Annotated in this window: 13 protein-coding genes; 3 read left to right on the top strand and 10 right to left on the bottom strand. The window is 67.5% G+C overall.

From position 1 onward, the window contains the following. Nucleotides 1-6: 6 nt before the first annotated feature. Nucleotides 7-690, bottom strand: coding sequence for an orotate phosphoribosyltransferase (gene pyrE, locus VARPA_RS01445; protein WP_013538756.1), 684 nt, complete (start codon nt 688-690; stop codon nt 7-9). Between the two features lie 13 nt (nt 691-703). Between pyrE and VARPA_RS01440 the strand changes: the two genes are divergently transcribed. Beyond that, nucleotides 704-1,507, top strand: a complete 804-nt coding sequence (locus VARPA_RS01440; protein ID WP_013538755.1) for an exodeoxyribonuclease III — start codon at nt 704-706, stop codon at nt 1,505-1,507. Between the two features lie 9 nt (nt 1,508-1,516). Here VARPA_RS01440 and VARPA_RS01435 read toward each other — a convergent pair whose 3' ends face one another. Next, nucleotides 1,517-2,431 carry a LysR family transcriptional regulator gene (locus VARPA_RS01435; protein WP_013538754.1) on the bottom strand — a complete coding sequence of 305 codons (915 nt, stop codon included), beginning with the start codon at nt 2,429-2,431 and terminating at the stop codon, nt 1,517-1,519. 99 nt (nt 2,432-2,530) lie between these two features. Between VARPA_RS01435 and VARPA_RS01430 the strand changes: the two genes are divergently transcribed. Beyond that, nucleotides 2,531-3,772, top strand: coding sequence for a flavin-dependent oxidoreductase (locus VARPA_RS01430; protein WP_013538753.1), 1,242 nt, complete (start codon nt 2,531-2,533; stop codon nt 3,770-3,772). Between the two features lie 43 nt (nt 3,773-3,815). After that, the gene (locus tag VARPA_RS01425; protein WP_013538752.1) at nt 3,816-4,778 is read left to right on the top strand and encodes a tripartite tricarboxylate transporter substrate binding protein; all 963 of its coding nucleotides are present in this window, start codon (nt 3,816-3,818) and stop codon (nt 4,776-4,778) included. 44 nt (nt 4,779-4,822) lie between these two features. On the opposite strand, the gene VARPA_RS01420 is transcribed toward VARPA_RS01425, so the two are convergent. The 8 genes from VARPA_RS01420 to VARPA_RS01385 form a co-directional block, all read right to left on the bottom strand. Then, nucleotides 4,823-5,569: a GntR family transcriptional regulator gene (locus VARPA_RS01420; RefSeq protein WP_013538751.1), complete on the bottom strand. Its 747-nt coding sequence runs from the start codon at nt 5,567-5,569 to the stop codon at nt 4,823-4,825. A 28-nt stretch (nt 5,570-5,597) separates the two neighbouring features. Further along, nucleotides 5,598-6,269, bottom strand: coding sequence for a cysteine hydrolase family protein (locus VARPA_RS01415; RefSeq protein WP_013538750.1), 672 nt, complete (start codon nt 6,267-6,269; stop codon nt 5,598-5,600). A gap of 11 nt (nt 6,270-6,280) precedes the next feature. Then, nucleotides 6,281-7,855, bottom strand: coding sequence for an ABC transporter ATP-binding protein (locus tag VARPA_RS01410; protein ID WP_013538749.1), 1,575 nt, complete (start codon nt 7,853-7,855; stop codon nt 6,281-6,283). Between the two features lie 7 nt (nt 7,856-7,862). Then, nucleotides 7,863-8,576 (bottom strand): cysteine hydrolase family protein, encoded by a 714-nt coding sequence (locus tag VARPA_RS01405; RefSeq protein ID WP_013538748.1) that lies wholly within the window; start codon nt 8,574-8,576, stop codon nt 7,863-7,865. An 8-nt stretch (nt 8,577-8,584) separates the two neighbouring features. Then, entirely contained in the window at nt 8,585-9,577 is a 993-nt protein-coding gene (locus VARPA_RS01400; protein WP_013538747.1) for a formamidase, read from the bottom strand. A gap of 5 nt (nt 9,578-9,582) precedes the next feature. Beyond that, complete coding sequence (locus VARPA_RS01395; RefSeq protein ID WP_013538746.1) at nt 9,583-10,506, bottom strand: ABC transporter permease; 924 nt, start codon at nt 10,504-10,506, stop codon at nt 9,583-9,585. Between the two features lie 148 nt (nt 10,507-10,654). Continuing rightward, nucleotides 10,655-11,716, bottom strand: coding sequence for an ABC transporter permease (locus VARPA_RS01390; RefSeq protein WP_041943159.1), 1,062 nt, complete (start codon nt 11,714-11,716; stop codon nt 10,655-10,657). 41 nt (nt 11,717-11,757) lie between these two features. Then, nucleotides 11,758-12,876, bottom strand: a complete 1,119-nt coding sequence (locus tag VARPA_RS01385) for a BMP family ABC transporter substrate-binding protein (RefSeq protein ID WP_013538744.1) — start codon at nt 12,874-12,876, stop codon at nt 11,758-11,760. Between the last annotated feature and the right edge of the window lie 26 nt (nt 12,877-12,902).

Raw genomic sequence — 12,902 nt, 5'->3', positions numbered from 1 at the left:
GGTTCCTCAGTGGGCGCCGTAGCGCGTGCGGTAGGCCAGCACGCGCTCGCGGTGCGCGCCCAGGTCGGCGGCGGCATCGCCCGAGAGGTAGCTCAGCAGGTCGTCCAGCGTGGCAATGGCGATCACCGAAAGGCCGAGCTGGTTGCGCACGTACTGCACGGCGCTGTGGTCCACGTCGACGCCGTTCTCGGTGGCTTTTTCCTGGCGGTCGAGCGCGATGGCCACGGCATGCGGCGTGGCGCCGGCGGCCTGGATCGCGGCGATCGATTCGCGCACCGCGGTGCCGGCGGACATCACGTCGTCGACGATCAGCACGCGGCCCTGGAGCGGCGCGCCCACCAGGTTGCCGCCCTCGCCGTGCGCCTTGGCTTCCTTGCGGTTGTAGGCAAAGGGGTAGTTGCGGCCGCGCCGCGCCAGCTCGGCGGCCACTGTGGCGCCCAGCGGAATGCCCTTGTAGGCGGGGCCGAAGATCATGTCGAATTCGAGGCCGCTCTCGATCAGCCGGTCTGCATAGAATCCCGCGAGCCGTGCGATCTTGGCGCCGTCGTCGAAGAGCCCCGAATTGAAGAAGTAGGGGCTCATCCGGCCGGCCTTGGTCTTGAACTCGCCGAAGCGAAGCACGCCGGCATCGCGCGCGAACTGGACGAAGTCCTGCGCCACCGCGCTGCTTTTCTCACCATCTACAGCCATCGGGAAATTCCTTGTGTTCAAACTGACCAGTCTCAATCTCAATGGCCTGCGTTCGGCGGCCACCAAGGGCGTCGCCGATTGGGTGGCCGAACTTGCGCCGGATTGTATTTGCATGCAGGAGATCCGGGTCCAGGCGAGCGACATCGAAGGCCGCTTCGAGGAGATGGCGGGCCTCAAGGGCCACTTCCACTTCGCCGAGAAGAAAGGCTATGCCGGCACCGCGATCTACACCAAGCACGCACCGAGCCAGGTCATCGTGGGCTGGGGCGATGCCGAGTTCGACGCCGAGGGCCGCTACCTCGAACTGCGCTTCGACACGCCCAAACGCAAGTTCTCCGTCATCAGCTGCTACTTCCCGAGCGGCAGTTCGGGCGAGGAGCGGCAACTGGCCAAGTTCCGTTTTCTCAAGGGCTTCTTCCCGCACCTGGTGGCGCTCAAGAAGGAGCGCGAGTTCGTGCTGTGCGGCGACATCAACATCGCGCACCAGCAGATCGATTTGAAGAACTGGCGCAGCAACCAGAAGAACAGCGGCTTCCTGCCCGAGGAACGCGCCTGGATGACGAAGCTGCTGGACGCCGGTGCCGAGGGTGCGGGCCTGGTGGACGTCTACCGCATGCTCAAGCCCGAGACCACCGACGAGGCCTACACCTGGTGGAGCAACCGCGGCCAGGCCTATGCGAACAACGTGGGATGGCGGCTCGACTACCACCTGGCCACGCCGAAGACCGCGGCGCTCGCGCGCACCGAACAGATCTTCAAGACCATCAAGTTCAGCGACCACGCGCCGATCACGGTGGACTACGACTTCACGCTCTGAGCTGAGCGTTCAGCGCGAGAGCGCGGGCAGCGCCTTCTCCAGCGTCGCGACGAAGGCCTGCATCGCCTCGGTCTCGTGCGTGCCGCGCTTGGCGATGCGATAGAAGTCCAGCCCCACCTTCGGCTTGACCAGCACGTCGGTGCGCACCCGGTGGCGGCGGCAGGCCGCGAGCGCGAAGGTCGGCATCACCGCGGTGCCGAAGCCGGCCTCGACCATTGAGATCAGCGTGCCGAAGAAATTGAAGGTGGGCCGCTGCGCATCGGCGCGGCCGATGGTGGCCACCAGGTGCTGGTCGATCACCTTCTGGATCGGGTTGCCCGGCGGCAGGCCGATGAGTTCGGCGCTGCGCAGCGCGGACCACGGCGCGGTGCCGATGGCCGGCGCTTCATCAACTTCATCCGCTGAAGACGACGCCACGCGCATCAGGTGAAAGCGCCCGACCGGCGTGCGCTCCAGGCCCGCTGCCGCCTTGAAGAAGAAGCCGAGGCCCATGTCCGCATCGCCGGCCGTGACCATCGCTTCCACATCGCGCAGGTCGGCATCGAAGAGACGCAGGCTCACTTGCGGATGCGCCTGGCGGAAGGTGTTGAAGACTTGCGGCAGCAGGTGCGAGGACACCAGCGGCGTCGCCGCGATGCGCAGGGTCTGCCGCGCCTCATCGCCCTCGGCGCCGAGCTGCGCGGCCACGTCGTCCAGGTCGGTGACGAGGCGCTCCACCACCGGCAGCAGCCGCCGGCCCGCCGGCGTGAGCGTCACCACGCGCGTGGTGCGGTCGAAGAGCCGGCAGCCCAACTGCTTTTCCATCTCACGGATCAGGATGCTGAGCCCCGCCTGCGTGATGTGGGCCTGCTCCGCCGCGCGTGTGAAGTTGCCCAGGCGCGCCACCTGCAGGAAGGCGCGCATCTGGCGGGTCGAGAGGTTCATAAGGATTCATGATAAATCCATAGCACATCTAAATTTCACAAATGGCGAACTTCCGTTCCCAATACGGCTGGAGACAAACGGAACCCTTTCGAAAGAGCCATGAACGACAAGCAAGTGATCATCCTGGGCGCCGGCATCGGCGGCCTGACCCTCGCGCTGAGCCTGCATCAGGCCGGCATCGCATGCCGCGTTTACGAGGCCGTGCCCGAACTCGAGCCGCTGGGCGTGGGCGTGAACCTGCTGCCGCATGCGGTGCGCGAGCTGACCGAGCTCGGCCTGCTGCCACAACTGGACAAGGTGGGCGTGCGCACGAAGGAGTCGATCTTCTTCACCGAGCACGGGCAGTTGATCTTTCAGGAGGCCGCGGGCGAACATGCGGGCTACGACTGGCCGCAGTTCTCGATCCATCGCGGTGATCTGCAGACGGTGCTGCTCGAAGAAACGCTCAAGCGCCTCGGCCCCGACAGCGTGGTCTGCAACCACCGCTGCACCGGCGTGACGCAGGACGCGGGCGGCGTCACCGTGCATTTCGCTGACGCACCTGCTGTACGCGGTGCCGTAGCCATCGGTTGCGACGGCATTCACTCGGCCTTGCGCAAGCAGCTCTATCCCAACGAAGGCGCGCCGCGCTATTCGGGCGTGAACATGTGGCGCGGCACCGCGCGATGGAAGCCTTTTCTCTCGGGCGCGAGCATGGTGCGCGCGGGGTGGCTCGCGGTCGGCAAGATGGTGATCTACCCGATCCGCAACGACATCGACGCCGAAGGCCACCAGCTCGTGAACTGGGTCGCCGAGATCCACGCGCCGCAGCCCGCGATGCGCGACTGGAGCCGCGCCGGCCGGCTCGAGGACTTTCTCCCGGCGTTCGCCGACTGGCACTTCTACTGGCTCGACGTGCCCGCGCTGATCCGCGCATCGGACACCATCCTGGAGTACCCGATGGTTGACCAGGACCCGCTGCCGCGCTGGACGCACGGCCGCCTCACGCTCCTGGGCGACGCCGCACACCCGATGGTGCCGCGCGGCTCCAACGGCGCGGGACAGGCGATCATCGATGCGCGTTTTCTTGCGGGCGCGCTCAAGGACCTGGGCGTCGGCACCGCGGCGCTGGAGGACTACGACCGCGCGCGCGTGAAGGCCACCACCAACGTGGTGTTGACCAACCGCAGCAACCCGCCCGACGCGATCCTGCGCGAAGTGTTCGAGCGCTCGGGCGGCAAGCGCTTCGGGCAGATCGAGGACGTGGTGAGCCACGCCGAGCTGCAGGCCATTTCGGACAACTACAAGCGCGTGGCGGGCTACGACCCGGTCGCGCTGAAGGCGCGCGCCTCCTACCTCTGAGCGCCTGCACTTCCCTCACAGAACAAGACGGAGACACGACACCATGCGATTCATTGCCAAGACCCTGACCACCCTGCTCGTTGCGGCAAGCGCCGCCGCGGCCCACGCCTGGCCCGACCAGCCGATCACACTCGTCGTGCCCTACACGCCGGGCACCGGCATCGACCTCGTCGCGCGCCAACTCTCCGCGCGCCTGCCCGCGCTGCTGGGCCAGCCGGTGATCGTGGAGAACCTCGCCGGCGCGAGCGGCAACATCGGCAGCGAGAAAGTCGCGCGCGCCAAGCCCGACGGCTACACGCTCCTGGTGCAGGTCAACACGCTGGTGATGAACCGCAGCCTTTACAAGTCATTGAGCTACGACCCCGTGGCCGACTTCGCGCCGGCGTCGCTCACCTCGTGGGGCACGCTGCTGCTGGTGACCAACCCGAACGTGCAGAAGGCGACGTCGGTCGCGCAGATGGTGAGCGCGGCCAAGGCGGAGCCGGCCAAGCTGACGTACGCCACGCCAGGCGTGGGCACGCCGCATCACCTTTCGATGGCGCTCCTGATGCAGGGCACCGGCACCGACCTGCTGCACGTGCCGTACAAGGGTACGGCCGGCGCGGTGACAGACTTGCTCGGCGGGCGCATCGACTACATGTTCCTGCCGGTGCACGTGGCGCTGCAGCACATCCAGGCCGGCAAGCTCAAGGCCATTGCCACCGGCAGCAGCAAGCGGCTGCCGCAATTGCCCGATGTGCCCACGCTCGCCGAGGCTGGCGTGACTGCCGACAACGTGGACATGTGGTACGGCGTGCTCGCGCCCAAGGGCACGCCGCCTGATGTGGTTGCGCGGCTCAACAAGGAGATCGCTGCGGTGTTGAAGCAACCCGACGTGGCGAAGTCCTTCGAGTCTCAGGGGATGGTGCCGGCGAGCTCGACGCCGGGGGAGTTCGGGGCGCTGGTGAAGAAGGATGCGGAGCGGTGGGCGGGGGTGGTGAAGCGGGGGAACATCACCGCGGACTGAGTCCCCGTTTTTCTCCCTCCCCCGCTGGGGGAAGGAGCAAACCCTTAGCGCGGAGCCGTCTTCCCCGCATGCCGCGCCAGATGCACCTGGTGCAACGTGATCTTCCGCACCTCCGCCTGGCTGGTCTCGATGTGTGCGCGCAGCAGCATCGCGGCCTGATCGCCCCGGTTCGCGCGGATCGCTTTCAGGATCTTCGCGTGCTCGTCGTAGGTGGCTTCGATGCGCGGCTGCTGCGTGAAGTCGAGCCGGCGGATGATGCGGATGCGGTCGGTCACGTCGCTGTGCACACGCGCCATCTCGGCATTGCCGGCGGCCGCGACCAGCGAACAATGAAAGGCTTCGTCCCACTGCGCGACCTGCGCCGTGTCGGTGCTGCGCTCGGCCACCGGCACGAGCCAGATGCCGGCCAGCATGTCGAGCAGGCTGCGGTCGACGCGGTGGTCGGCCTCGCAGATGCGGTGCACCGCGGTGGTCTCCAGCACCATGCGAAGGTCGTAGAGCTGCTCGAACTGGTCGAAGTCGAAGGGCAGCACGCGCCATCCGCTGCGGAACAGCACCTCGACGAAACCTTCTTGCTGCAACCGGAACAGCGCCTGCCGCACCGGCGTGCGCGAGACGCCGAGCCGGTCGCTGATCTCGTTCTCGGTGAAGCGGTCGCCGGGCACGAGGATGAACTCGGCCACATCGCGCTTGAGCTGCGCGTAGACCTCGTCGGCGCGTGTACGAAAAACGGCCGTATCGGCGGCGGGCGCGGGCGCGGAGGGAGCTGGGCGGGGTCGGACGGTAGACACGTGGGGATGGTAGTCGCTGGCACCGGCTTCAGGTCGCGTGGCTCAGCGCGGCGAGCAACGCCGCGCTCGGCGCGGTCCAGCCGACGATGGCGCCTTGCGCGCGGATCATGTCGAGCGTGGCTGCCTTGAACGCCGGGAAGTAGCTCTCGGTGCAGTCCTCGAGCAGCAGGCCGTCGTAGCCGCGGTCGTTGGCTTCGCGCATGCTGGTCTGCACGCAGACCTCGGTGGTGACGCCGCCGAACAGCAGGTGCGTGATGCCGCGCTGCTGCAGCACCTTGTGCAGGCCGGTCGCGTAAAACATGCCTTTGCCGGGCTTGTCGATGACGAGTTCGCCGTCGATGGGCGCAAGCCCATCGATGATCTGGTTGCCGGGCTCGCCCGCCACGAGGATGCGTCCCATCGGGCCTTCGTCGCCGATGCGCAGGCTCGGGTTGCCGCGGTTGCGCTTGACGGGCGGGCAGTCGGAGAGGTCCGGCTTGTGCGCCTCGCGCGTGTGGACCACCAGGCCACCGGCCTTGCGCCATGCCGCCAGCGCGGCTTGCGTCGCGGGAACGATCGCCTCGAGCAGCGATACGTCGTTGCCCAGCGTTTCGCCGAAGCCGCCGGGCTCGATGAAATCCCGCTGCATGTCGATGAGGACCAGCGCCGTGTTCCTGATCTCGAATTCGTAGGCGAAGGGGTTGGCTTGTTCTATGCGCATGCTGGCTCCGGTCAGTGGTGTCCGCCGCCCATGTGCGCGCCGATGACGTGGCGCTCCGCACCCGCGGCAGAAGTCTCGAACACGATCTGCCCTTCGCTCATCACCACGATGCGGTCGGCCAGCTCGAGCAGCTCGTCGAGGTCTTCGCTGATCAACAAAACCGCCCCGCCCTTCTCGCGCACCTGCACGATGCGTTCGTGAATCTCCGCGACGGCGGCGAAGTCGAGGCCGAACACCGGGTTCGCCGCGATCAGCACGTTGATGTCGCCGGCCAGCTCGCGCGCGAGCACCGCGCGCTGCACGTTGCCGCCCGAAAGACTGCGGATCGGCGCGCCCTCGCCCTGCGTCTTGACGCCGTACTCGGCGATCCATTCGCGTGCGCGGCTGCGCCAGTACGGAAAGTTCAGCACGCCGCCGCGCGACAAGGGCGGCCTGTCGAAATCGCGCAGCGCCATGTTCTCCGCCACGCTGAGGTCGCCCACGCAGGCGTTGCGCAGCGGCTCCTCGGGAAGGCTGCGAACCTTGAGGCTGCGGTTCTCGGCGCGGCGCGCGTTGTACGGCTGGCCCATCACGCTCACGCGGCCGGCCAGCCGCGGGCGCTGCCCGACCAGGGCCTCGACCAGTTCGCGTTGTCCGTTGCCGGAGACGCCCGCCACGCCGAGTATTTCTCCCGCGCGCACGGCCAGGCTCAGGTCATGCAGCGCGAGCGTGCCGCGGTCGCCTTGCGCCTTTAGGCCTTCGACCTTCAACGCGATGGGCGCCGCATCGGCCACGGGCTTCCTGATGGCAGGCGATGAAGCCGGCGTGGCAACCGCCGCATCTTCGCCACCCATCATGGCCTGCGCCAATTGCGCCGGGCTCGTGTCGGCCACGCGGCAGTGATGCACGGCTTTGCCCCTGCGCAGCACCGTCACGCTGTCCGCATACGCCATCACTTCGCGAAACTTGTGCGTGATGATGAGCACGGTGCACAGCCCGCTGCGCGCGAACTCGCGCACATGGCCCAGCACCTCGTCGGCCTCCTGCGGCGTGAGCACCGAGGTGGGCTCGTCGAGGATCAGGAGGCGCGGCTTCAGGTACAGCTGCTTCAACAGTTCGAGCTTCTGCTTCTCGCCCGCTGCAAGCTCCGAAGGCCGCACATCGAGGTCGAGGCTGAAGGGCGTGGTTGCGAGAAACGCCTTCAGCTCCGCGCGCTTGGTCTTCCAGTCGATCAGCGCGGGCGTCTTGCCGCCGGCCAGCAGCAGGTTCTCGGCGACAGTCATGCCCGGCGCCAGCGTGAAGTGTTGGTAGACCATGCCGATGCCCAGCGCGCGCGCGACGATGGGGTTGGCGATGTCCTGCTCGCGCCCGTCGATCAGGATGCTGCCCTCCTCCGCGCGCTGGAAACCGGCCACGCATTTCACCAGCGTGCTCTTGCCCGCGCCGTTCTCGCCAAGCAGCGCATGCACCGTGCCGGGTTCGACGCGCATCGTCACGCGGTCCATCGCGGTGAAGGCGCCGAAGCGCTTGGTCAACTCGTAGGTGTCGAGCGCGAGTGCGCCGCTGCCCGCGGGCAGTGCGCCGATGGCGTGAGGAACGGCGCTCATGCCCGCATCAGCCCAGCGCGGCCAGCAGCTGCTGCGAGGTCGTGTGCGCGCCGAACACGCCGCCCTGCATCGTGATCATCTTCAGCGCCGCGAGGTGATTGCCGTGGTCGGTGGCGGCCGTGCAGTCCGACAGCAGCAAACATTCGAAGCCGCGGTCGTTCGCATCGCGCATCGTGGTGTGCACGCACACGTCGGTCGTGATGCCCGCGAGGATCAGGTTCTCGATGCCGCGGGTCCGCAAGATCAGCTCCAGGTCGGTGGCATAGAACGAGCCCTTGCCGGGCTTGTCGATCACCACCTCGCCGGGCAGCGGCGCGAGTTCGGGAATGAGTTCCCAGCCCGGCTCGCCGCGCACGAGGATGCGGCCGCACGGGCCGTCGTCGCCGATGCCTACGCCGTTGGCGCCGATCTGCCGCGAGCGCCAGCGCTTGTTGGCCGGCAGATCCGCGAGGTCGGGCCGGTGGCCTTCGCGCGTGTGGATGATGTGAAAGCCCAGCGGCCGCAGCGCGGCGAGCGTGCGCGCTATCGGCTGGATCGGCGCCTGCACCAGCGAGAGGTCGTAGCCCATCACGTCGACGTAGCCGCCCTTGCCGCAGAAGTCGGTCTGCATGTCAATGACGATCAGCGCGGTGTTCTCGGGTCGCAGGTCGCCGTTGTAGGGCCAGGCGTAGGGCTCGGCGGCCACATGGCGTTCGGCGGTGGTTGCTGCTGCTGTGGTCATGTCGATGCTCATCCTTGGTAGTTGCGTTCCGGCGGCGCGAAGCCGCAGGAGGTGCCGTCGGTCACCTTCACGTCGGCGCTCCACGGCAGCCTGTAGGTGCCGGCAGCCATGTCGTGCATGTAGGTGTAGGGGCAGTCCTGCGCGCCGCCCTTCACCGCGACGTAGCCGCGGTGGTAGAGCTGGTAGATGTTGTTTTCCACGCCCCAGCCGGTGCGCGCCTCGCGCACGAGGTCGGGCCGCAGTTCGGCGGTGATGATCTCGTCGACCCGGCCGCCGCCCTCGACCAGCACCGTGCCGTCGAAGTTGCAGAACATGCCCTCGCCCATCGAGTCGAAGCTGCCGTCGCTGCCGCACAGGCACACGCTCGCTGTGTAGGCGAGATTGCAGAAGGCGTTGGCCTGGTTGGTGATCTTCCACGCATGGCGGATCGGCGCGGTATAGCCCGCTGTGCGCAGGATGATGTCGGCGCCCTTGTATGCGGCCTCGCGCGCCATCTCGGGGAACATGCCGTCGTGGCAGATGATCAGTGCGAGCTTGCTGCCGTTGGGTCCGTCGCACACCGGAATGCCGAGGTTGCCGGGCTCCCACGGTTCGACCGGCACCCACGGGTGCAGCTTGCGGTAGTAGAGCTTGATCTCGCCCTGGTCGTCGATGACGAGCCCGCTGTTGTAGGGGTTGCCGCCGGGGTTGGCCTCCATGATCGAGAAGCAGCCCCAGATGCGGTGCTCGATGCACGCGCGCTTGAAGGCCGCCACTTCGGGGCCGTCGAGCGTGCACATGATCTCGGGGTTGGTGTCCATCGAGAGGCCGTGCAGCGCGTACTCGGGAAACACCACGAGGTCCATCGTCGACTGGTTGCGGCGCGCCTTTCCCACCATGTCGCAGATGCGCTGCGTCTGCGCGGCAAGGTCGGCCGGCGTCTTCACGTTCGGCAACTGCAGTTGCACCAGCCCGACGACGACGCCATGCGCCGATTTGTTGAGGCCACCCAGACCGCTCATGGTGTTCAGTTCCTTGTCGATGACAGTTCGCCGGGGCTGCCGATGGCCGCGCTGCCCGGCTTGCAGGTGAGCACCAGGATCACCAGCGTGAGCACGTACGGCACGGTGTTGAAGAGGTGATAGCCCCAACCGATGCCGATGGACTGCAGCGCGGGCCCGATGGCGCCCGCACCGCCGAAGAGAAAGGCCGCGCCCACGCAGCGCAGCGGGCTCCAGCGCGCGAAGATCACGAGCGCCACGGCGATCAGGCCCTGGCCGCTGGAGATGCCTTCGTTCCAGCTGCCCGGATAGAACAGCGTGAGCGATGCGCCGCCGAGCCCGGCGATGAAGCCGCCCGCCGTGGTCGCCGCGATGCGCAGGCCCGAGACCGAGTAGCCGAGCGCGCGAGTGGCCTGCGCCGAATCGCCGGCCATGCGCACCAGCAAGCCCGCGCGTGTGCGTGCAAAGCCCCACCAGAGCAGCACCGCCAGCGCGACGCCGATGGGCACCAGCGCATTGAGCTGCAGCGCCGAGCGCACCACCGTGTTGTCGCTCCAGAAGCCCAGCGGTATCGCGGGAATCTGTGGCGCCTGCGGCTGGATCAGCGGTTTGCCGAGATAGAACGCGAGGCCCGTGCCGAGCAGCATCAGCGCGATGCCCGTCGCCACGTCGTTCACGCGATCGAGCGAACACAGAAGGCCGTGCAACAACGCGAGCACGGCCCCGGCCATCGCGCCGATCAGCACGCCGAGCCAGGCCGAGTCGGTGAGGTAGGCGCCGCCGAACGCCGCCATCGCCGACAGCACCAGCACGCCTTCGAGACCGAGGTTGATGCGGCCCGATTTCTCGGTGAGGCATTCGCCGAGGCTCACGAAAAGAAAAGGTGCACCCACGCGCAGCGCGCCGCCGACGATGCCGGCCACAAGAGCAATCCATTGATCGGCGGTCATGCGGCAACCTCCCCGTTCTTGCTCCTTCCCCTTCCGGGGGAAGGCTGGGATGGGGGCAGGCCCTTGATCAAGCGCCGTGGTTGAGTGAGCGCCGTCGTGCCCCCACCCCAGCCCTCCCCCGGAAGGGGAGGGAGCATGAAAAGGGCGGTCATGCCGGGCTCCCCGAAGCGCGGAACAGGCGCGCACGCAGCGCCTTCCAGTCGATCATGCGCAGGCCCTCGCTCGCAAGGATCAGCACGAACGCGATGCCCTGCAGCACCAGCACCGACGCATCGGGCAACCCGAGCCGCCGCTGCAGCAGGCTGCCCGCCGCACCGAAGCCGCCGAACAAAATTGCCACCGGCACGATGGCCACCGGGTTGTGCCGCGCGATGAACGACACGAGGATGCCCGCGTAGCCGTACCCCGCAATCAGCGAGGCGTTGGCGTTGGTGTGCACCGCCGCCACCTCGACCGCACCCGCGAGACCCGCGCAGGCGCCGCCCAATGCACAGCTGCCGAGAATGAGCCGCGTGGCCGGCAGGCCCACGAGCTGCGCGGTGCGCGGATTGCCGCCGACCACGCGCACCGAGAAGCCGGAGGCGGTCGCGCGCAGCCACCAGCCGAGCCCCAGGCACGCCACGACGCCGATCGCCAGGCCCCAGTGCACATCCGATCCGCCGATGCCGCCGATCAGCAGCCCGTCGTTCAGTGCATAGGTCGATGGCTTGTTCAGGCTCGCCGGGTCGCGCAGCGGCCCTTCGACCAGGTGCTTGAAGATGCCGATGGCGATGTAGGCCAGCAGCAGGCTGCTGATGGTTTCGTTGATGCCTCGGTACTGGCGCAGCCAGCCCGCGAGCACGATCCACAGCGCACCGGCGAGCGCACCCGCGACGCAAACGATCGCCGTGCCCACGACATTGCCGGGCAGCGGCACCGCATGCGCGAGCGCCGCACAGGCCAGCCCGCCCAGCACCAGCGCGCCTTCGCCGCCGATGACGATCAACCCCGCACGCGCCGGCAGTGCCACGCACAGCGCGGTGAGCATCAGCGGTGCGGCGCGCTGCAAGGTGTTCTGCCACGAGAACCAGTCGCCGAACGCGCCCTTGAAGAGGGTTGCCCACACCTCCACCGGATCGACGCCGGCGAAGGCCACGAGCACGCCGAACAGCAACAGCGCCGCCGCGATGGCGAACACCGGCAGGGCGAATTCCTTGAGCGCGCTGCGCATGGGCGAAGGCATGGGCATGGGCATGGGCATGAACTCGGAACTCAGGCCTGGCCGATGACGCCTTCGACGAGATAGTTCATCTTTTCAAGTTCGAGGTCCGTCTGCTTCAGCACCTTGCCGGCCGGCACCACGACCGCGCCCTTGTTGTCCTTGATGCCGTCCTTGAAGATGTCGAAGGTGCCCGCAATCATCTTGGCCTTGATGTCGTCGGCCTGCTTCTTCGCGGCGTCCGGCACCATCGGGCCATAGGCGGACATCTTCACGTAGCCCTCCTTCAGGCCGCCCCGCAGGAAGTTGGGATGCGGCTTGCCGGCTTGCGCAGCCTCGATGGCGGTCTTGTAGGCGGTGAGCCAGTTCCACTCGGCGCCGGTGAGGTACGCATTGGGCGCGAGCTTGGCCTGGCTCGCGTGGTAGCCGCAGACCATCTTGCCGCGTTTGGCTGCTGTCTCGACCACCACCTTGGGGCCGTCGACGTGCATGGTGAACACGTCGCAGCCCTGGTCGGCCAGGCTGTTGGTGGCCTCGGCCTCCTTCACGGCCATAGACCAGTCGCCGGTGAAGATCACGCTGCAGGTGATGTTCGGCTTGACCGAGCGCGCGCCGAGCGTGAAGGCGTTGATGTTGCGCAGCACCTGCGGAATCGGCTTGGCGGCAACGAAGGCGATCTTGTTGCTCTTGGTCATGTGCGCGGCGATCACGCCGTTCAGGAACTGGCACTCGTCGATGTAGCCGAAGAAGCTGCCCGCGTTCTTCGGGTGCTTGCCTTCGGTCCAGAGGCCGCCGCAGTGCGAGAAGCGCACGTCGGGGTACTTGGGCGCCACGGCCAGGATGTGCGGATCGAAGTAGCCGAACGAGGTCGGGAACAGGAGTTTGGCGCCGTCCTGCGAAATCATGCCGGCCATGGTCTTCTGCACGGCGGCGGTCTCGGGCACGTTTTCTTCCTCGACCACCTTGATGCCGGGCAGCTTCTTGATTTCGGCGGCGGCCATGGCGTGCGCCTGGTTGTAGCCGTAGTCGTCGCGCGCGCCGACGTAGATCACGCCGACGGTAAGCGGCTTGGCTTGTGCGCTGGCGAGGGCGCTCCAGCCTCCGAGGGTGCCGGCGGCGCCGAGCGCGGCCAGGGACTTGAGGGAATCGCGACGATTGAGTGGGGTTGTCATGGCGTTCTTTCGAGGGGTGAGGATGA

The sequence above is a fragment of the Variovorax paradoxus EPS genome (genome assembly GCF_000184745.1).
GTDB classification, from domain to species: Bacteria; Pseudomonadota; Gammaproteobacteria; order Burkholderiales; family Burkholderiaceae_C; genus Variovorax; species Variovorax paradoxus_C.
The sequence above is the reverse complement of the archived record's forward strand: the minus strand, read 5'-3'. Positions and strand labels throughout refer to the sequence as shown.